The organism is Caballeronia sp. NK8, from assembly GCF_018408855.1.
Lineage (GTDB): Bacteria > Pseudomonadota > Gammaproteobacteria > Burkholderiales > Burkholderiaceae > Caballeronia.
Genome location: NZ_AP024325.1, coordinates 1,595,721 through 1,615,160, shown reverse-complemented (window position 1 = coordinate 1,615,160; position 19,440 = coordinate 1,595,721). Strand labels below are relative to the sequence as shown.

Annotated in this window: 16 protein-coding genes; 9 read left to right on the top strand and 7 right to left on the bottom strand. The window is 66.5% G+C overall.

The features are described 5' to 3' along the window. Nucleotides 1-27 precede the first annotated feature (27 nt). The 7 genes from NK8_RS32565 to NK8_RS32535 all read left to right on the top strand — a co-directional run bounded on the left by NK8_RS32565 (nt 28) and on the right by NK8_RS32535 (nt 9,475). Nucleotides 28-693 (top strand): DUF3540 domain-containing protein, encoded by a 666-nt coding sequence (locus tag NK8_RS32565; RefSeq protein WP_225936458.1) that lies wholly within the window; start codon nt 28-30, stop codon nt 691-693. A gap of 8 nt (nt 694-701) precedes the next feature. After that, the gene (locus NK8_RS32560) at nt 702-1,097 is read left to right on the top strand and encodes a DUF4150 domain-containing protein (protein ID WP_162070431.1); all 396 of its coding nucleotides are present in this window, start codon (nt 702-704) and stop codon (nt 1,095-1,097) included. Nucleotides 1,098-1,826: 729 nt separating this feature from the next. Beyond that, nucleotides 1,827-2,606, top strand: a complete 780-nt coding sequence (locus NK8_RS32555; RefSeq protein WP_213232398.1) for a hypothetical protein — start codon at nt 1,827-1,829, stop codon at nt 2,604-2,606. A gap of 134 nt (nt 2,607-2,740) precedes the next feature. Next, nucleotides 2,741-3,511 carry a type VI secretion system lipoprotein TssJ gene (tssJ, locus tag NK8_RS32550; RefSeq protein WP_225936457.1) on the top strand — a complete coding sequence of 257 codons (771 nt, stop codon included), beginning with the start codon at nt 2,741-2,743 and terminating at the stop codon, nt 3,509-3,511. An 18-nt stretch (nt 3,512-3,529) separates the two neighbouring features. Next, nucleotides 3,530-4,918, top strand: coding sequence for a type VI secretion system baseplate subunit TssK (tssK, locus tag NK8_RS32545; RefSeq protein WP_213232396.1), 1,389 nt, complete (start codon nt 3,530-3,532; stop codon nt 4,916-4,918). Between the two features lies 1 nt (nt 4,919). Continuing rightward, nucleotides 4,920-5,609, top strand: a complete 690-nt coding sequence (locus NK8_RS32540) for a DotU family type IV/VI secretion system protein (protein WP_213232394.1) — start codon at nt 4,920-4,922, stop codon at nt 5,607-5,609. Beyond that, nucleotides 5,606-9,475 carry a type VI secretion protein IcmF/TssM N-terminal domain-containing protein gene (locus NK8_RS32535; protein WP_213232392.1) on the top strand — a complete coding sequence of 1,290 codons (3,870 nt, stop codon included), beginning with the start codon at nt 5,606-5,608 and terminating at the stop codon, nt 9,473-9,475. Before NK8_RS32540 ends, NK8_RS32535 begins: the two co-directional genes overlap by 4 nt. 21 nt (nt 9,476-9,496) lie before the next feature. Here NK8_RS32535 and tssA read toward each other — a convergent pair whose 3' ends face one another. Genes tssA through NK8_RS32520 form a run of 3 tightly spaced genes read right to left on the bottom strand, consistent with a single transcriptional unit; the run spans nt 9,497 to nt 13,856 of the window. Beyond that, the gene (tssA, locus tag NK8_RS32530) at nt 9,497-11,083 is read right to left on the bottom strand and encodes a type VI secretion system protein TssA (RefSeq protein WP_213232390.1); all 1,587 of its coding nucleotides are present in this window, start codon (nt 11,081-11,083) and stop codon (nt 9,497-9,499) included. Between the two features lie 38 nt (nt 11,084-11,121). Next, nucleotides 11,122-11,856, bottom strand: coding sequence for a response regulator transcription factor (locus NK8_RS32525; RefSeq protein ID WP_213232388.1), 735 nt, complete (start codon nt 11,854-11,856; stop codon nt 11,122-11,124). Beyond that, entirely contained in the window at nt 11,853-13,856 is a 2,004-nt protein-coding gene (locus tag NK8_RS32520; protein WP_213232386.1) for an ATP-binding protein, read from the bottom strand. Before NK8_RS32520 ends, NK8_RS32525 begins: the two co-directional genes overlap by 4 nt. A 323-nt stretch (nt 13,857-14,179) precedes the next feature. Between NK8_RS32520 and NK8_RS32515 the strand changes: the two genes are divergently transcribed. Continuing rightward, a complete protein-coding gene (locus tag NK8_RS32515) occupies nt 14,180-15,016 on the top strand; it encodes an FkbM family methyltransferase (RefSeq protein WP_213232384.1) in 837 nt (278 codons plus the stop codon). A gap of 13 nt (nt 15,017-15,029) precedes the next feature. On the opposite strand, the gene NK8_RS32510 is transcribed toward NK8_RS32515, so the two are convergent. Together NK8_RS32510 and NK8_RS32505 are read right to left on the bottom strand one after the other, a co-directional pair. Beyond that, nucleotides 15,030-16,703, bottom strand: a complete 1,674-nt coding sequence (locus NK8_RS32510; RefSeq protein ID WP_213232382.1) for a cation acetate symporter — start codon at nt 16,701-16,703, stop codon at nt 15,030-15,032. After that, the gene (locus NK8_RS32505) at nt 16,700-17,005 is read right to left on the bottom strand and encodes a DUF485 domain-containing protein (protein WP_213232380.1); all 306 of its coding nucleotides are present in this window, start codon (nt 17,003-17,005) and stop codon (nt 16,700-16,702) included. The genes NK8_RS32510 and NK8_RS32505 overlap by 4 nt, the downstream gene beginning before the upstream one ends. A gap of 323 nt (nt 17,006-17,328) precedes the next feature. Here NK8_RS32505 and NK8_RS32500 point away from each other — a divergent pair, with 323 nt between their 5' ends. Beyond that, nucleotides 17,329-18,000: an oxidoreductase gene (locus tag NK8_RS32500; RefSeq protein WP_213232378.1), complete on the top strand. Its 672-nt coding sequence runs from the start codon at nt 17,329-17,331 to the stop codon at nt 17,998-18,000. Here the strand turns inward: NK8_RS32500 and NK8_RS32495 are convergent, their stop codons facing one another. Further along, the gene (locus NK8_RS32495) at nt 18,001-18,516 is read right to left on the bottom strand and encodes a GNAT family N-acetyltransferase (protein ID WP_213232376.1); all 516 of its coding nucleotides are present in this window, start codon (nt 18,514-18,516) and stop codon (nt 18,001-18,003) included. It lies immediately after the preceding gene. Between the two features lie 66 nt (nt 18,517-18,582). Continuing rightward, a complete protein-coding gene (locus NK8_RS32490) occupies nt 18,583-19,422 on the bottom strand; it encodes an alpha/beta hydrolase (protein WP_162070445.1) in 840 nt (279 codons plus the stop codon). Between the last annotated feature and the right edge of the window lie 18 nt (nt 19,423-19,440).

Sequence of the window (19,440 nt, the reverse complement as noted above, 5' to 3'; positions counted from 1 at the left end):
ATGAACATCATCCAAGGAAATACGGCCATGAACAGCACGCTCGTCACGATTGCCCGGCCCGGCGACGATCCGGCCATCGACCTCGTCTACGCGACGGTGACCGGCCGCGCCGACCGCTGGTTCTTGTTCGACGCCGCGGGCCGCGCGCCGCTGCGCGCGTTGCGCGCCGAAAGCTGTCTCGTCGAGCCCGAGTGCGGCGATACCGTGCTCGTCGCAGCCGGCGGCGCGAACGCGATCTCGTATGTCATCGCGGTACTGGCGCGCGCGCAGCGCTCGGGCGCGGCGCTCGTGCTGCCGGGCGACGTCGCGCTGCACACGGATAACGGCGCGCTGCGCGTCGAAGCCGCGAGCGTCGACGTGAACGCCGAGCACAGCCTGAAGCTGCAGGCGCCCGACATCACGATGACCGGCGAGCGCGGCGAGCTGAAATTCCAGCGCGTCGAAGCGGCGATCCAGCAGTTGCACGCGGGCTTCGGCACGGTCAGCACGGTGGCGCAGCAGGTCACGAGCACGGTCGGCCGCCTGATCCAGCGCGCCCGCGACAGCGTGCGCTGGATCGACAACGACGACGAAACGCGCGCGGGCCGGGTTCGCATGCAGGTGGAGGAGCGCCTGCACGTGAGCGCGCGCCACGCGACGATTCTGGCCGAAGGCCAGGTGAAAATCGACGCCGACAAGATCGACCTCGGATAGGAGCCGACATGTTCGCAGTGACCAAGGCGGGCGGCCAGTGCATGGCGATGCCCGATGTGTGCAAGACGCCCGCGCCCCCCGCGCCGCCGATTCCGATTCCGTACCCGAACATCGGCATGCCGCCGATGGGCAATCCCGCGACCGTGAAAGTGCTGATCGGCGGGATGCCCGCGCTCACCAAGTCATCGGAGATTCCGCTGACATCCGGCGACGAGGCCGGCCTCGCGGGCGGCGTGGTGTCGGGCAAGAACATGGGCAAGGTCCAGTTCATGATGGGCAGCCTGACCGTCAAGTTCGAAGGCGCGCCCGCCGTGCGGCTCAGCGATCCGACCCAGCACAACGAGGGCAATATGGTCGGCGCGGTGCTCGCGCCGAGCCAGGCCATCGTGATGGTGATGAGCTAGAGGGTGTTGTGGTGTGCTGGATGTTTTGTTTGCTTGGGCTTCTATAAGTGGCCTGTGATCGTGTCGGTTTATTGGCGTTGCCCCTGTGCGGGGCGGCAGTTACTTTCTTTGCTGCTGCAAAGAAAGTAACCAAAGAAAGCAGCTCGAGACGCCCTCGGTCACACGCAATTTGGCCACTATTCTCATCGTTCGTGGGCTCAGTAGCGAGTGCCCTCGAAGGACTTACCCGGCGTGGACCGCGCACGGTCTGACAAGCTAGAACCCCAAGGGCACTGGTTCAGCACGAAAGAGTTCCGGCACAGCGCTACGCGCTGCCGTCGGGCATGCAAGGGAAAACCGGTGGTATGGATACCTTGGTAAGGAAGCACGCACCGCGCAGACCCGATATACCCATCGGCCGCGCAGCGGGCCGGAGCCATTTGGTGCTGAACCAGTTTGTGTTGTGGTGCGATGTGGCAGACCGTGCGCGGTCCAAGCCCGATGTGGCCTATGAGGGCGCTCGCTACTGCTGTGCCAAAACCAATCGCCTGTGCCGCGGCCGGCTTGAAGTGCTCAGGATGGGACAAGCTGCTTTCTTTGCCTACTTTCTTCGCAGCAGCAAAGAAAGTAGGTGCCGCCCCGCACAGGAGCAACGCCAATAGACCGACGCGAGAACGGGATCCGGCGACTGCTTCGTACCCGTCCCTTCTACAGCGCAGCGCCAGTACCGAATCGAAAGGAACGATCGTCATGAACAAAACTGTCTGGATCACCGCGTTCGACAAGACCCGCGACGCCGCGCGCGTCAGCGCGCTGTCGCAACTGCTCAAACGTTACGGCCTCGCGACGCAAGGCCACTTCTGGGTCGATGAACCCGCGAAACTCGCGTGGCGCGCCGGGCTCGACGCGCTGAACGCGGCGCGTGCCGATCTCTGGCTGATTCTCGCCGACGACGCCGCGCTCGCCAAAGCGTCCGTGCGCTACGGGCTGTCGGTGTTCGCCGCGAGTCTGCGCGAGGCGCGCGGCTCGGGCTTTCCGATGGTGCTGTCAGGCGCGACGGGCGTCGAAGGCATGCCGGCGCTGCTCGGCAACGCGACGGTGCTGGTCGAGAACCATCCGTCGTGGCCGGCGAAGATCGTCGCGCGCGCGAATCTCGCGAAGGCGGGCGAGCCGCAGGACTATCGCTTCGAAGTGGTGGGCGAGGAGCAGCTCGGCCAGTGGTTCGCGATCGGGCCGCGCGAGGGCGAATGGCAGGGCGTCGTGCTCGGCGTGCATGGCGGCGACGCGAAGATCGATTTTCAGGCGGTCGGCCCGCGCGGCAAGCTGCCGGAAAAAACCGTGCTGGAGTACGCGCAGGAAGGGCTGACGCTGCAGGTCGGCGAACGCGAATTCAACGCGTGGGCGGTGCGCAACCGGCTCGGCCCGGACGACGCCTATTACGCGCGCGTGAAGGGATCGCCGGAATCGATCCTTTTCATGCCCTACACCGACGACAGCGAAGCCAGCGCGACGATCCTGCCGCTGGTCTGACGCGGCGCGCCGACGCCGCAGATTTCGAATAGGGCCGGGAAAACACCTTTTTTCGCCGTATGAGCCTGCCGCAAAGTCCGGAGAATGTGCGGCAGGGGCAAAAGACTCGACGGCAACCGAATGGGGCACCGGCAATGGCAGTAACGAACTACCGCGCCGCGCAGGGCGGCGAACATGGTGCACGCAGAGTGCGGCGGCTGCCGCTCGCGTGCGGCGCGTGGGCGCTCGCGCTCGTGCTGTCCGCATGCAGCAGCGCGCCGCCGAAAGACCCGCTCGCCGACGTCACCTGGAGCTACGCCACCGACGCCGTGATCTTCGAGATCACCGCCGATCCGGGCCTGAACCAGTACGACGGCCAGTCGCACACGCTGTTGCTCGGCATCTACGAAACCGGCGATGCGCAAGCCTTCCGCAATCTCGCCGCCGATCCGAACGCGCTCGCCGACACGATGGCCACCGGCAAGGTGCCGCAGACCTTCGCGCAGTTCTCGCGCTATGTGGTCGCGCCCGGCCAGCACTCGTATCTGATTCTCGATCGCGCGCAGAACACGCGCTCGATCGGCCTGGTCGCGGGCTATGCGCAATTCGGCGTGGCCAACGCGGCGCGCCAGTTCGACGTGCCCGTCGTCACGAAGACCTCGGGCTTCATCTTCCGTACTCACACCAAGCTGCCCGGACCGCTCGTCGTGCGGCTCAACCTCGGCGCGCAAGGCATTCTCAACGCCGAAACGCAGCCCGGCGGCCCGGATGCCGCGACGCTGCAGCGCGCGCAGCAACTCGAAGGCGGCGGCAAGGAAATCCGTCTGAGCGACAACGCGGCGAACCCCGGCGGCTCGGGCGCCACGACCGGCGTCGTCGGCGCGGCCAGTCCGCAGGACACGCCGTTGCGCAAGCTCGCCAACTAGCACATCGACCGCCAAGGTATGGAACACAACAAGGGCATCTACTGGTATCAGGGCATGTTCATGCAGCCCCAGCACTTTCAGCTGGCGTCGCTGCACGAGCAGTTCCGCAACAAGCCTGTCGTCGAGACGGGTTTGCCGCATTTCTGGGGCGCGGGCGCGCTGGATATCGCCACGGGCGCGATCGCGAGCCAGACCATCGAAGTGCGTTCGGCGAAGCTGATCTTTCCGGATCGCACCTATGTCGAATATCCGGGCAATGCGGTGCTCGCGCCGCGCTCGTTCGATGCGGCATCGATCGGCGATGGCCGCGCGCTCACCGTCTATCTCGGCGTGCGCAAGTTCGCCGCCGATGGCAACAACGTGTCGATGTGCGCATCGACCGATGACGCCGCCGCCGCGCAGACCCGCTACGCCAGCCTCGAAAACCCGGTCGAAGTGCCGGACCTGCATTCGGACGGTCCCGCCGCGCCGGTGCATACGCTGCTGCACGTGCTGAAGGTGTTCTTCGAAGGCGAGGCCGCCAATCTCGGCCAGTACGATCTGATTCCGATTGCGCAGCTCACGCGCATCGGCGATACGGTGACGCTGTCGGAGCGCTTCATCGCGCCGGGCTACGCGCTGTCCGGGTCGGACACGCTGCTGCGCATCGTGCGCGAGATTCGCGACGATGTCGTCGGCCGCGCGCATCATCTGCAGGAATTCAAGAATCCGCGCGAGTTGCAGAAAGCCGAATTCGATCCCGGCTACATGATGCTGCTGCTCGCGATGCGTACCCTGTCGCGCGCCGCGCCCAACCTCGTGCATCTGACGCAGACGCCGACCGTGCATCCGTGGCATCTGTACGGCGAATTGCGCAGTCTGGTCGGCGAACTGAGCGCGTTTTCCGAGCGCTTCGACATGCTCGGCGAGGCGCAGGACGGCACGCCGGGCCTGCCCGCCTACGATCACACCGATCTCTACAACTGCTTCTCGCGTGCGCAGGCGCTGATCGGCTTTCTGCTCGGCGAGATCGCGATCGGGCCGGAGCATCTCGCGGTGCTCGAGTATCGCGACGGCATGTTCGCGGGCGACTTGCCGCGCGCGTTCTTCGACCGGCGCAACCGCTTTTATCTGGTGCTGCGCACGGAGCAGGCGGCGGCGCAGGTCGTCGATGGCGCGCTCTACGACGCGCGCCTCGCCAATGCCGCCGATGTCACGCGCCTCGTCGCGCACGCGCTGCCGGGGCTGGAGCTGATTCATCTGCCGAACGCGCCGCAAGGCATGCCGCGCCGCGCGTCGTCGAATTACTTCCGCATCGAGCAGGTGAGCGAACTGTGGGACGCCGTGGAGCGCGACGAGAACATCGCGCTGCAATGGCCCGACGCGCCGCAGGATCTGCGCGCGGAAATCGTCGTGCTGCGGAGATAGCGTGACACTCGCCGATACCCTCATTCCCCTTTTCGCGCAGGTGCGCGCGTTCGCGGCAGCGCCGATGGGCGACGCGGCGAACCTGACCGCGCGACTCGACGGCGCGATCGCGACCGCGCGACAGCGCGCGCATGACGCGGGCTTTTCGCAAACCGACATCGACGAGGCGCTGTTCGCCTTCAACGCGTGGGCCGACGAACTGCTGCTCACCACGCGCTGGGAAGGCGCGGCGCAATGGCAGCGTCATCTGCTGCAGCGCCGCTACTCGAACGTGAGCAACGCGGGCGTCGTGTTTTACGAGCGACTCGCGCAGCTCACGCCCGCGCAACTGGCGGTGCGCGAAGTGTTCTATCTGTGTCTCGCGCTCGGCTTCGGCGGGCGCTATGCGTACGACCGCAACCAGAAGACGCTCACCGACATCCGCCGCACCAATCTCGCGATGCTGCTGCCCGACGCCGACCAGCTCGGCGCGTCGGCGCGCGCGTTCCTGTTTCCGGACGGCTATCACGTCGCGGGCGATGCAGCCGCGGCGGCTGGCGCAGGCGTGCGCGCGCGTTTCGCCACGCGCTTCACGCGCGGCAAGCTGACCGCCATCCTGTTACCGCTGTTCCTGCTGGCGGCGCTGTACGGCGTGTATCACACCGTCGTCGCGCAGTCCGTCGATACGCTTCTCTCGCAGATACATCCATGAAAACGCTGGGCATCGCATTGCTGTGGCTGTTGACGCTGATCGTCGTGGCGCTGGTCAGCTGGGGCGTCGTCCTCTATTTCGGCTGGCCGCTGTGGGTCGCGCTGGCGATTTTCGTCGGCGTGTTCGCGCTGTACTTCTTCGTGACGTTCGCGCGCCGCATGATCGTGATGATGCGTTCGCGCAGCCGCCTCGCGGCGCAGAGCGCCGCCATCCACGTCGAGGCGCCGGCGGCGTCGCCGGAAACGCTCTTGCGGCGCAAGTGGAAGGCCGCCGTCGCGACGCTGCGCCAGTCGAATCTGCGCAGCCAGGGCGATCCGCTCTACGCGCTGCCGTGGTTCATGGTCGTGGGGCAATCGGGCACCGGCAAGACCACTGCGCTGACGCGCGCGCGGCTCTCGTCGCCGATCCAGAAGATCAGCCAGCAGGCGAGCATCGGGCAGACCGCCAACTGCGACTGGTGGTATTTCGACCGCGCCGTGGTGATCGATTGCGCGGGCCGCTACGTGCAGGCGGAGGACGTCGAACAGGATCGCCGCGAATGGGAACTCGGGCTCGATCTGCTCGGCCGTTACCGTCCGCGCGAAGGCCTCGACGGACTCGTGCTCGCGGTGAGCGCGGACCGGCTCATGCAGCTCGACGCCGATACCTTCGCCGATGAAGGACGCATCGTGCGCGCGCGCATCGAGCAGTTGATCCGCATGTTCGGCAAGCGCTTCCCGGTGTATGTGCTGGTCACCAAGTGCGACCGTCTGTACGGCTTCGAGGAATGGGCGAAGACGCTGCCCGCCGACGCGCTCGGTCAGGCGATGGGCTATCTCGCCGACGAAAGCGACGCGGATGGATCAGGCGAAACCGCATTCGTCGCGCGCGCGTTCGATTCGATCGGTGCGCGCTTGCAGGCGCTGCGTCTCGCGCTCGTCTCGCGCGAGGCGCAGCCCTCGCCCGCGTTGCTGATGTTCCCGAACGAACTGGAGCAGTTGCGCGCCGGCCTCGGGATGTTCCTCGGCACCTGTCTTGCCGACAGCCCGTATCTCGAACGGCCGCTGTTGCGCGGCATCTTCTTCAGCAGCGGCCAGCAGGAAGGCGGCGCGATGTCGGCGCTGATGGGTTCGGTGCTGCCCGCCTCGCCGCCGCATGCGAGCGACACGGCGGGCGTGTTCCTGCACGACTTCTTCGGCCGCATCCTGCCGCAGGACCGCAACGCCGCGAAGCCAGCCATGCTCGTGCATCACTGGAAGCGGGTCACGCAGAGCGTGGGCGTCATTGCGTGGGTGCTGCTCGTCGCGATGTTCGGCATCCTGCTGTCGGTGTCCTTCGCCGGCAACAAACAGACGCTCGCCCTGGTGCAGAGCGCGCGGCCCGACAAGGTCGCGCTGAATGGCAACCTGTTCCACGACGCCGCCGCGCTCACGTATTCCAACGACGTGCTGACGCAGGTCGCGCAGAACGACCGGCGCTGGATGTCGGGGCTGCTCGGCAATGGTGCGGGTCTCGCGTCGCTCGAAGCGCGTCTGCATGATGTGTTCGTGCAGCAATACCGGCAAGCGATTCAGCCCGCTGCGGACCAGAGCCAGCAGACGGCGCTGGCGGCATCGGTGGGACAGGCGGGGCCGCCGGTCGAGCAGGCGGGACAACTGCTGAATCTCGCGCGCTCGATCGCGTTGTTGCGGGCGCGCATGGGCGGCGCGAACCGCGCGACGCTCGAAGCGATGCCGCAGCCGGTCGCCACTTCGCTCTATCCGGCGCAGCTCAACGCCCAAATGAATCCGCTCACGGTCTCGTATCTGGTCTGGTCGCCGAACGACGCCGGCTATCTCCAGGAGCGGCTGAAGAATCAGCGCGCGCTGCTCGATCAGGCTGTCGCCGCCGATCCGCAGATGACCTGGCTCGTCGGCCTCGTGCCGGACGGCGGCGAACTCGCGCCGGTGCGCGCGTCCGACTTCTGGGGCGGCAACGCGCAACCCGCGAACGCAATGGTCGATGCCGGCATGCGCTCGGCCAGAGGCAGCGTGATCGGCGCAAGCGTAGCGAGCGTCGCGAGCACGCCCGATGCGACGGTTCCGGCGGTCTATACCGTCGCGGGCCGTCAGGCGCTCGACGCACTCGCGAAGCAGATTCGCGCGGCGGTCAGCGATCCTGAGCAATTCGACCGGCAGCGTGCGTCCTTCGACGACTGGTATCGCACCCGGCGCGTGCTGGCATGGCAGAACTTCGTCGAGGCCTTCACGAACGGCGCCGCGCCGTATTCGGGCGAAGCGGGCTGGCGTTCCGCGCTCGGCATCGTCAGCGGGCCGGCGAGTCCGTATTTCCGCCTGATCGCGCGGATCAACGAGGAGTTCGACGGCGAACGCGCCGACGCGCCGCTGCCCGGCTGGATCGTCCTCGCGCGGCAGTTTCAGCAGGTGCGCGAACAGGCGACGCGCATGGGCGCGGCGAATCAGGCTGTCAAGGTGGCGGGCGCGATCAACGCGGTCGGCGCGACGGCGCTCAAGGACGTGCTCTCCGGCGCGCCCCAACGCGGCGGTCAGGCCGTGACCAACAACCTCGGCGCGGTCGATGCACTGACGCTCTATCTCGCCGGACTGAACAAGCTCGCCATCGACAGCGGCGCGGGCAGCGGCAAGAACTATCAGCTTGCCGCGGACTTCGCGCAGTTCGCGACGAGCGCGCAACCGCAGCCTTCGGAGATGATGAGCGCGCTGCAACCGCTCACGCAGTTGCGCACGCTGATCGGCACCGGCGACGGCTCGGACATGCTGACGTGGCGTCTGATTCGCGGTCCGTTCGATTTTCTCGCGGCGTATGTCGAGCAGCAGGCTTCGTGCGAATTGCAGCGCGGCTGGGAATCGGGCGTGGTGTATCCGCTGCAGGGCGCGACCGACAAGAGCGCGGCGATCGATCAGCTGTTCGGCGCGAAGGGCGCGGTCTGGGCCTTCGCCGATGGCGCGGCCAAGCCGTTCCTCACGCGCAATGCGAGCCGTTACGAGATCGTCGAGACGCAGGGTTTCAGCGTGCCGTTCACGTCGACGTTCGTGCCGATGCTCAACGGCGCGTTCGGACGCCAGCTCGCGCAGCAGCAATCGGCTGCGCGCAGCGCGGCGGACAAGCAGGCGCAGCAGCTTCAGGCGCAGAAGGCGCAACTGGACGCACAGCAGGCGCTCGATCAGCTCGACCGCACGCTCGCGACGGCCAAGCAGCAGGCCGACGCGGCCCGCGCGTTGACGGTGCCGCTCACGCTCACGGCGCAGCCGACCAACGTCAATGCCGACGCACAGGCGAAACCCTACGCGACGATCCTCACCGTGCAGTGCGCGGCGGGCGTGCAGACGCTGAACAACTACAACTTCCCGGTCAGCACGAGCTTTGCGTGGACGGCGGGGCAGTGCGGCGATACGCGCTTGCAGATCAAGATCGGCAATCTGACCTTGAACCGCAATTACGCTGGGCCGCTGGGTGTCGCGGCGTTCCTGAAGGATTTCGCGGATGGGCAGCGCCAGTTCACGGCCGCCGATTTCCCGGCGAGCGAGAGCGCGCTGAAGGCGCTCAACGTGCAGACGCTGACGGTGAGTTTCGCGGTGACGGGCGGCGATCAGGTGACGGACGCCGCGCATCGGATCGAGGTCTACGAGACGCTGCAGAAGACCACCGCGCAACAGAAGCAGCAGATTCAGGACGCGCAGGCGCAGCGTCAGCAGATGAACATCGTCGATCAGCTCGCGGTGATGAGTCCGGGCATGCCGCCGCTGCCGGCGATCGTGCCGACGGTGGCGGGCAATCCGGTCACGCTGGCGGAACTGGGTTTGCCGGCGACGATCGGCGCGTGCTGGCGCGGTCAGACGCCAGCGATGATGATGACGGGGCTTTGAGGGCGGCGCGCCCTCGGCCCATCACGTAATCAAGCGCACCGCGATCCCCACGTCCAGCGGCGCGATGCGCGCGAGCAGCGCCGCCGTTTCCGCTTCGTTCTGATCGTTGCGGCTCAGGATCGCGTAGGCGGCGCGCAGCGCGTCGGCGGTGAGTTCCGGGTCCCACGACGTCACGCCGTAGCGGTCGACTTCCTCCACCAGCGCGCGCGCGAAGGCATCGAGCCGCGCGCCCGGACGATGCTCCAGCAGCAGATCGCACAGCGCCGTGCGCAGCCGCAGGTGCGTGCCGACGGCGGCGGTCTTGTCGATCTCGTCCTGCAGGCATTGCGCGGCGGCGCGCAGATCGTTGTCGGCGGCAAGCGCCCGCGCCCGCGAGAGCACCGCGAGGAGCGGGTCCGGCGCGGCGGCCGCGCCCGCATCGCCGCCCGAAGACGCCAGCGAGCCCAGCCATTGCACCGTATCGGCGTTCGCGAACGGCACGCCATTGGCGAATTTCAGCCGCTCGATGCCGTCCATCCGCGCAACGAACTTCGCGGTCTCGCCGCAGACTTCACGACGCGCGGCACTCCACGCGTCGCCGAGCTGGGCGAGCGCGGTCGCGGCGGCGTAGTTCAGATCGAGCCAGAACGGGTACGTTAGCACCTGCGTTTCCGCAAAGCCGACGATATCCCCATGCGCCGCGCGCGATTGCAGATTGCGCAACGCATCCTGTAATGGGGGAATCGGGCCGGGCAGTTGCGTGTCCGAGCCTTGGGCGTTCGGCGCGCGCTCGATGCCGGCCCACACGCCGATGCGGCGCAGCCGGAAGCCGAGCGCGCTCGATGGATCGTTCTGCGCGTACCAGGTGCCGATGGCGGCGAGCCGGTCGAGCGTTTCATCGGTGGCGCGGCTGGCGCCATCGGATGAATCGACGGCGAGGGGGGCGGGCGGATCGGACTGTATCGCAGGCGCGGCCACTGGTGCGGGTGCGGGCCGGGGCGCGGCGACGGGAGCCGCAGCGACGGGCTCCGGCTCGACGACAGGTTCGGGCACAGCCACAACCACCGGCTCCGGCTCCGGCTCGGCAACCTGCACCGTGCCGAGCAGCGCGCGCAACGGCTGCATCGACGGCGCTTCGTCGTCCTTTTCCGCGAGCACGCGATCGATCCCGGCCAGCGCCGTGCGCAGGCCTTCGACGAGCGCCGCATCCTGCGGCGGCCAGCTCGACCAGTCGTGCTCGTCGCCATGCGCGCGAACGCGATCGATCAGCCATTGAATCGCGTTGCGCCGCGCGCGCAGCCGCGCGACCGGCGGATAAAGCCCTTCCCAATGCGTCGCGAGCAGCCCTTCGAGCGCCTGCGCGCCGTCGCTCAAACCGGCGAGCCCGCGCGTGATCAGGAGCGCGCCCGTCAGATAGCTCGCGACGAGAATGTCCTTGCCCTTGCCGGCGAGCAGCGCGGACGACAGCTTCACCACCTGTTCCCAGTCCGGCGAACCGCTCGCGGCCGGATTGGTCAGCTTCGCGATTTCGTTTTGCAGCAGCTCGAAGTCGGGATCGTCGCGCACGTCGACGCCGCAAGGCCGCGCGTCGCTGATGGGTTGCGTACCAAGGCTCTTGAAATCGGTCACGGGGTTCTTTGCATGCGGTTGAGAGGGATGGGACGCGCTCAGGTCCACAGATGTTCGATGTCGGTGTCGAAGATATAGCCCGCGCCGCGCTCGGTGCGCAGCAGCGCCGGCTTTTTCGGGTCGATCTCGATCTTGCGCCGCAGCCGCAGGATCTGCACGTCGATGGCGCGATCGTAAATGTCGTCGAAAGCGCGCGTGCTTTCGAGCAGCTTTTCGCGCGTGATGATACGCCCCGGCGCGCTCAGGAAGGTGACGAGCAGATTGAATTCCGAATTGGTGAGCGGCACCGCGGACTGATCGGCGGAACTCAGGCGGCGCGTGTTCAGGTTCAGCGTCCAGCCCGCGAAGCGATACGCGTTCGGCAGCTTGCCGCGCGTGAGCGGCGCGGCCGACGCCGCTCCCGCGCGACGCATCACCGCGCGCATGCGCGCCAGCACTTCGCGCAGCGAAAACGGCTTGACGATGTAGTCGTCCGCGCCGAGTTCTAGTCCCATCACGAGATCGGCTTCGTCGTTGCGGCCCGTGATGTACATGATCGGCACCTGCGCCTGTTCGCGCCAGCGGCGCGCGAGGTCGCTGCCGTCGCCGTCGGGCAGGCCGAGATCGAGCAGCACGAGGTCGTAGCGTTTGGCGGCGAACACGCTGAGCGCCTCCTGAGCGGTCGCCGCGCCGTCGGCCTTGTAGCCGTGCCCGGAAAGATATTCGATCAGCAGGATACGCATCGAATGATCGTCGTCGACGACGAGGATGCTGTGTTGCGGCTGCAAGCTCATGACAGGTCCTTCAGGGCGGTTGCGGCGGCGCGTGCGAGGGCCTCGCGCTCGATGGGTCGGTTCAGGACGACGACGCGCGCGGCGAATGCGATATCGCTCGCAGGCAGGCTGTTGGAGGCGGCGAGCACGAGCGCGGGTTCGTCGTCGGCGTGCGCGGCTTCGTGCGCTTCGTCGGCGTCGGCGTAACCGAGCGGCTCGAAGCCCATTTCCGCGAGCCAGTCCTCGCAGCGTTCGCGCGATTCGGGATCGGCGTCGATCAGCATCACGCGCTCGCCGTGGCCGATCGGTTCGGCAGGATCGAAGCGCTGCTCCGCCGCCGGCGCCTTCGTCAGCAACGGCAGCACGAGACGAAAGCGCGTGCCGCCCGGCCCGGTCTCGATCGCGACGCCACCCTGATGTTCGCAGGCCACGCCCGCGACGATCGCGAGACCGAGGCCCGAGCCGCCGCCCTTCGCCCGCACGGAGAAGAACGGCTCGAACAGATGTTGCAGATGTTCGGCGGGAATGCCCGGGCCATCGTCTTCGACGTCCACCCACGCGATGGCGCCGGGCGGCGCGTCGCCTATGGCGAGCGGTCCGGTCATCGACGGCGCGCTGCCGGCGCGCAGCACCACGCGCGAGCGCGCCGCGAGGCTGGCGTTGCTCGCGAGATTCAGCACGGCCCGCACGAGCTGGTTGCCGTGCGCGGCGACGAACAGGCGGCCATCCGCCGGCTCGAATTCGATGACGACGCCGTTGCGGCACAGCGGCCGCGCGAGCGCGATGCTCTCGCGCACGATCGACATCAGGTCGAGCGATTCGCGCACGCGGTCGCCGCGCCGCGCCGCCAGCAGGATTTCCTCGGTGAGTTCGTAACCGCGCGCCGATGCGGCCTGCACTTCGCGAAGCGGTTTGCGCGCGGCGGAATCGGCCGCGAGCCGGTCGCGGGCGATTTCCGCGTAGCCATCGACGGCGGCGAGGATGTTCTTGAAATCGTGCGCGACGCCGCCCGCGAGCAGCCCGAGCGACTCCATCCGGCGCGCCCGTTCCAGGCGAAGCGCGAGTTGCCGGCGCTCGCGCACGGCCACCGCGACGAAGAACGTGAGGATCGCGAGCCCGGCCATGTCGATCTGCAGATGCCATGCGCTTTCGGCGTTCTCGTAGCGATACGGCCCGAGCCGCATCAGCGTCAGGCCGACGCCGAACACCGCGGCGGTCGCGACGGTCGTCGCGGCTGCGGCCAGTCCGCCGTAAATGGCGATGCCCGCCAGCAACAGCGAGACGACGGCGCGTTGCACCTGTTCCGACACCTGCAACGCCGCCGCGGCGACCAGCAACGCGACCACCGCGAGGCTGCACGCGAGCGCGATCAGCGGTTCGGCGTTGCGTGCGCTGTTCGCGCTGGTCGCGGCCGTGGCGAGACGTGCGCGCCAGGCGAGCACCGCCGGCACCAGCACCAGCACCGCGACGCCGTTGCCGACGAACAGCGTGCGCCATTCGCGCCACCAGCCGTCGTGGCCCAGATCGCTCGCGAGCGTCGCGCCGAGCATCGAGGTTGCGCCGATGGCCGCGAGCGGGAGCAGCAGCAGGAAGCGCATCAGCGTGGCGGTCGTGACGATCGCACCATCGGCGTCGACATAACTCCGGCCGAGCCACGCGCACAGCGCGACTTCGAGCACGTTCAGGACGCAGAAGCCCAGGTCGCTGCGCCATGACGCGCTGCTGAAATCGCCCGTTGCGGCGATTGCGACGAACATCGCGAGGAGATGGATCGGCCAGCGTCGCGGCGGCATCGGCCAAAGAATCGCGATGACGACCGCGGGCGCGGGCCACGCGATCGCCGCGAGCGTGCCGGCGCTGTCGAGATGCGCGACCGGCCGCGCGAGCAGGTAACAGAGGATGCCGAGCGCGAGCGCTTCCGCGAGCGTGCGCGTCCGGTTCGACGCGGTCACGTTCGAAGCGGGCGCGGCGCTTGCGCGAAGGAAGTTCGCCAGAAAATGCTGACGGGATGAAAGTGACATGGCCTGGCCGGGAAGCTGTTTGACAGCGTCGGAGGCGTCATCGAATGACGCGCCTTCCGTGCTTATTTCGGCACGACGCGGGAGAACTTGAACGAGGGACCGGCGCACGGCGCTTGCGGGGGACAGAACCCAGAGCTGGGCCAGCGCAGATATCTGGGCGCGGCTGTGCGGTATCGCACATTCACGTGCAAAAAATGCCGCTTTTGGGAGTGAACGGTCGCGTAACCTCAAGATCGAAAAAAATTCGCCGGCCGCGTCGGACACGCAATGCGGCCCTTTGAACCGATGACGCAATCTCGAACGAGATCCATTCGGAGGCAAGGATGCAAGACTTTACGCGCGACTTGATCAAGCACACCGTCAAGGACATGGTGCCCCCGGTGCTCTTGCGATGGCTGCGCCCCGGCAATGCGTCGACCGACGCCTGGGGGCCCGTCAAATACGGTCCGCATGGCTTGCGCCTTCCTGGCGGCAAGCTCTTCACCTATCGTCCCGCGATGGCCGACCGGCGCGTGTGCTGGGATATCTTCTTTCAACGGTGCTACGCGTCGGATCATCTCAGCCGCGCGCAGGATATCGTCGACTTCTACGAGTCGAATCCCGATCCGATCATCGTCGACGCCGGGGCCAATATCGGCGCGGCGTCGGTCTGGTTCGCGCTGACCTATCCCAGGGCGAAGATCCTGGCTGTCGAGCCGGACATATCGAACTACGAACTGCTGAACCGCAACGCGGCGTCGTTTCCGTCGATCGTGCCGGTCAACGCGGCGATCGCGGCGCACAGCGGAAAGCTGTTTCTGACCGATCCGGGAGAGGGCGCGTGGGGTTATCGCACGGCGGAGCAACCGAGCGAGCGCTCCTACGAGGTCGACGCGCTGACGCTGGAAGAAGTGATCGCGAAAACCAGCGGCACGCCGTTCATCCTGAAGATCGACATCGAAGGCGCGGAATCCGATCTCTTTTCGCGCTACTCCGAGCAGTTGAACAGCTTTCCGCTGGTGATCATCGAGCTGCACGACTGGCTGCTGCCGGGGAAATCGAACAGCCGCAACTTCCTGAAGTGGCATATCGACATGGAACGCGACTTCGTCTACTACGGCGAAAACGTATTCTCGATTTCCAATTCGGTCCTGCCACGCAAGCAAGACGAGGCGCGTTAGCGCCTCGCCGAACTTAGTGCTTGTCGGTCGCGCGGGCGGCGCCGATGCCCGTCATCGAGCGGATGAACTGGTCGACATAGCGTTCCTGTTCGCGCTTGCCTTGCGCCGATGAATCGAGCACGGAGAACAGCCACGCGCTCGCGAATGCCAGCGTCATCGAGAAGAGGGCGGGATTGGCGTACGGGAAGATCGCGTGCGGGTGCTTGAGGATCTGCACCCAGACGGCGGGGCCGAGCACGAGCAGCGCGATCGCCGAAATCAGCCCGGTGAGCATGCCCGTCACCGCGCCGCGCGTCGTGAGGCCCTTCCAGAACATTGAAAGAAACAGCACCGGAAAGTTGGCCGATGCGGCGATCGCCAGCACGAGCCCCGACAGGAACGCGATGTTCTGATGCTCGAAGATGATGCCGAGCAGAATCGCCAGCACGCCGATGACGAGCGTGGCGATCTTCGACACGCGAATCTCCTGCGCTTCCGTGACCGCGCCCTTGCGCAATGCGTTCGCGTACAGATCGTGGGAGACGGCGGACGCGCCCGAGAGCGCGAGGCCGGACACCACTGCGAGCACCGTCGCGAACGCCACCGCGGAGATGAAGCCGAGGAACAGATTGCCGCCCACCGCGCCCGCCAGATGCACGGCCACCATGTTGCTGCCGCCGATGATCTTGCCGGCCGCATCGTGGAAATCGCCGTTGGTGCCGACGATCACGATCGCGCCGAAACCGAGCAACAGGATCAGCAGATAGAAGTAGCCGATGAAGCCCGTCGCGTAGAGCACCGACTTGCGGGCCTCTTTCGCGTCGGCGACGGTGAAGAAGCGCATCAGGATGTGCGGCAGCCCAGCCGTGCCGAACATCATGCCGACGGCGAGCGACACCGCATCGACCGGATCGGAGACGAGCCCGCCCGGCGCCATGATCGACTGGCCTTTCGCGTGCGCCTTGACCGCGCCCGAGAAGAGCGCTTCGATATCGAAGCCGAACCACGCGAGCACCATGAACGCCATGAAGGTCGCGCCGCCCAGCAACAGCGCGGCCTTGATGATCTGCACCCAGGTTGTCGCGAGCATGCCGCCGAACATCACGTAGAGCACCATCAGACAGCCCACCAGCATGACGGCCGACAGATAGCTCGTCCCGAACAGCAACTGGATCAGCTTGCCCGCACCGACCATCTGCGCGACCAGATACAGGATCGCCACGGTCAGCGTGCCGCACGCTGCGGCGATCCGCACCGGGCGCTGCGCGAGCCGGTATGAAACGACATCGGCGAAGGTGTATTTGCCGAGATTGCGCAGCCGTTCCGCGATCAGAAAGAGGATGATCGGCCAGCCCGCCACGACGCCGAGCGCGTAGATCATGCCGTCGTAGCCCTTGTCGAAGATCATCGCGGAGATGCCGAGAAAGGACGCCGCCGAGACCATGTCGCCAGCGATTGCGAGGCCATTCTGGAAGCCCGTCAGGCCGCCGCCCGCCGCGTAGAAATCGGAGGCCGAGCGCGTGCGCTTCGCGGCCCAGCGCGTGATGCCGAGCGTCAGAAGAACGAACACGAAGAACATCGCGATCGCGCTCCAGTTGAGCGGACGCGCGCTCACCGGACCCGTCACGGCATCGGCGGCCATCACGGACTGCGAAGCAAGCACGAGCGTCGCGAGCGCGAGCGGAATCGTCGGGAGAAGCTTCTTCATGCGTGATGCTCCTTCAGGGTTTCGTTGAGCGCGTCGATCGAACCGTTCGCCTTGATGACGTAGACGGCAGTCAGCGTGAAGGCGAGCAGGATGAACGCGATCGCCACCGGAATGCCGAGCGTCACGGTGCCCGCGCCGATGCGCAGGCCGAGCGTCGACGGAGAAAACGCGAGCAGCAGTACGAAGCTGAAGTAGGCCGTCAGCATGACGGCGGTGAGGGTCCAGGCGAGTCGCGTCTTGGTCGCGACCAGGCGTCTGAAGTCGGGGTGGAGGCGAAGCGTCTCCAACTGCTGCTCGTCCATGCCTGTGTCTCCGGAAGGGATATGTTTTTGCCAGCGCTCGGGGCGTTGGTCTTGCAACGAGCAGCCATTCTATTAATAAACCGACCGGGCGGTTTGTTTATTTTGAGATGACTCTGAGAGGATTTCGTCAGCAAATCGCAGGGTTTCGAGCGTTATATTTTTAAGCGGACGCCAAACAAGGCGCTTTCGACGCACGTCATCGGTTCGTACAGCGGCCACTGAGTATCGCCGTGACGATATGACTGGCATGCGCTCGCGTGCCTTGATCGCGCATCCGGTCCGCCCTACGCTCGACGAGAGCCGTTTTTCATACCGGAGGAGACATGCGCGACAACCTGATTCCCGTCATCGTGGGCCGGAGATGGCAAATTGCAGAGGGATACCAAGCGATCGAAATCCGCACGCGGTCAAGATCGTCGCTGCCGCCGTTCGACGAAGGCGCGTGCGTCACGCTCGCGCTCGACAGCGCGGGCGACCGGAGCAGGACGTATCCGCTGATCTCCGCGTCACCCTATGCCGATGGATACGTGGTCGGCGCAAGACAGGACACGCGGCCTGCCGGATTTCCGCTGAACGAGCGGGACGAAGTATTCGCCGGCAGCCCGAAAAACGCGCCGACGATTCTCGACGATCGCGCGCGATCCATTCTCTTTGCGGGCGGGATCGGCGCTGCGTCGATCGTGGGCATCGCGAAGCGGCTGGCGTCGGCGGGGCAGAGGTTCGAGTTGCACAACTTCGCGCGATCGGCGGATCGCGCCGTGCTCCGCGATGAAATCGACGCGTTGCGCGATCACGGCAAGGTGCATCACTATTTCGACCTGTCGCACGATCTGTTCGCGCAGACGAGCGCGCACGCGCTGAGCCCGAGTCACGCGAGCACGCAGATTTATTGCAGCGGGCCGCCCGCCTTCATGGATCTGATCGAGCGCCAGGCGCGCGAATGGGTTTATGCGGCCAATATTCACAAGATCGTGCTCGGCGAGCAGACCGCGTAGTCAGTCAGCTTCGCTCGTGAGGCGCAGGCACATGAGGACATCGTCGTCGCGTGCGCAGTCAGAGAAGATCGAATCGGGCTCGCATGTGAGCGTATCGAAGCCAAGCGACTGGTAGAGCTGAATGGCGACGGCGTTGTCCGACGCCACGGTCAGGTGCAATTGCGTGACCCCCGCCATTTCGTGCGCGAAGCCGATCGCTTCGGCCAGCAGTCTTCTGCTCACGCCCGCTCCCCGGCAGCCCGGCGCGACGTACACGCCCCAGAGATGCGCCTGATGCTCGTGTGCACGGAAGACGTTGCAGCGCACGCCCGCGATGCCGACCAGGTGTTCTTCGTCGAATGCACCGAAGACGGCCTGTTTCTCCGTGAGGATCAGGCGCGCGGCGATTTCATCGAGGGAACGGTTCTTTTCGTCGTCGTAAGTCGAGGCGAACGACGAAGGCGACAACTGAAGCGCGGAAAGCCGTAGCGATTGAAAAGACTCGGCGTCGGCGGGAGTCAATGCACGCACGAACATGAGAATGCGGACGTTCCGAATAACGATGTAGAGCGGCCTTCCATTATATGAGCGCGTACCGCGTGTTCAATGCGCGGCGATGAAGGCGGTGACATCGGCGAGAACAGGTGAAGGCGTGCCCTGCGTCGCTGCAAGCGACTTGACGATCGTGTCGTGTCCGAAGCCCGCATAACGCTTCAGTTCGACGACATCGTGATGCGCTCGTAACGCCGCGGCGAAGCGGTCGCTGTTGCGCGGATCGACATCGGTGTCCGCGGTGCCGGCGGCGAGCAGCATCGGCGGTTCGTTACCCGAAAGGAACTGGATGGGCAGAGCCTGCTGACGCAATGCGGCCGGAAAGATCACGTCCATGTGCGGATCGCTCGTCGGGATCGCGGCGTAGGGTCCCGCCAGTCCGATCATGCCCGCGAGCGAGCTCTTCGCCATGCCCTGCGCGGCCAGGTAACGCGGATCCGTTGCGAGCATCGCGGCGATGTGCGCGCCCGATGAATGGCCCATCACGAAAATGCGCTTGGGATCGCCGCCGAATTCGCGCGCGTGATCGCGCGCCCAGCGCACGGCGGCGGCGGGGTCGTCGAGAAAGCCGGGGAACACGGCATCGGGATAGATGCGGTAATCCGGCGTGATGGTCAGGATTCCGTGGGCGGCCAGCGCCTGCGCGACGCCACGGGCATCCGAGCGATGACCGCTTTGCCAGCCCCCGCCATAAAAATACACGACGACAGGCCGATCCGCGCCGGTGCGCGACTCGGGCGCGTAGACATCGAGCCGCTGACGGGGCGCCTCGCCATACGCGACGCCGTCGGCCCGTTCCTCATCGTTCTCGCGCGCGCGAGACGTGAACACGCCGGCCACGCACGCCGCCAGTGTCAGGGAAATGAAACCTCGTCTTGCCAGTGCGCGCATAGGATATCGGGGAATGGC

Coding starts and splice junctions, on each gene's coding strand:
- NK8_RS32565 (WP_225936458.1), top strand. CDS start 28: ATGAACAGCACGCTCGTCACGATTGCCCGGCCCGGCGACGATCCGGCC.
- NK8_RS32560 (WP_162070431.1), top strand. CDS start 702: ATGTTCGCAGTGACCAAGGCGGGCGGCCAGTGCATGGCGATGCCCGAT.
- NK8_RS32555 (WP_213232398.1), top strand. CDS start 1,827: ATGAACAAAACTGTCTGGATCACCGCGTTCGACAAGACCCGCGACGCC.
- tssJ (WP_225936457.1), top strand. CDS start 2,741: ATGGCAGTAACGAACTACCGCGCCGCGCAGGGCGGCGAACATGGTGCA.
- tssK (WP_213232396.1), top strand. CDS start 3,530: ATGGAACACAACAAGGGCATCTACTGGTATCAGGGCATGTTCATGCAG.
- NK8_RS32535 (WP_213232392.1), top strand. CDS start 5,606: ATGAAAACGCTGGGCATCGCATTGCTGTGGCTGTTGACGCTGATCGTC.
- NK8_RS32525 (WP_213232388.1), bottom strand. CDS start 11,856: ATGAGCTTGCAGCCGCAACACAGCATCCTCGTCGTCGACGACGATCAT.
- NK8_RS32520 (WP_213232386.1), bottom strand. CDS start 13,856: ATGTCACTTTCATCCCGTCAGCATTTTCTGGCGAACTTCCTTCGCGCA.
- NK8_RS32515 (WP_213232384.1), top strand. CDS start 14,180: ATGCAAGACTTTACGCGCGACTTGATCAAGCACACCGTCAAGGACATG.
- NK8_RS32510 (WP_213232382.1), bottom strand. CDS start 16,703: ATGAAGAAGCTTCTCCCGACGATTCCGCTCGCGCTCGCGACGCTCGTG.
- NK8_RS32505 (WP_213232380.1), bottom strand. CDS start 17,005: ATGGACGAGCAGCAGTTGGAGACGCTTCGCCTCCACCCCGACTTCAGA.
- NK8_RS32500 (WP_213232378.1), top strand. CDS start 17,329: ATGCGCGACAACCTGATTCCCGTCATCGTGGGCCGGAGATGGCAAATT.
- NK8_RS32495 (WP_213232376.1), bottom strand. CDS start 18,516: ATGTTCGTGCGTGCATTGACTCCCGCCGACGCCGAGTCTTTTCAATCG.
- NK8_RS32490 (WP_162070445.1), bottom strand. CDS start 19,422: ATGCGCGCACTGGCAAGACGAGGTTTCATTTCCCTGACACTGGCGGCG.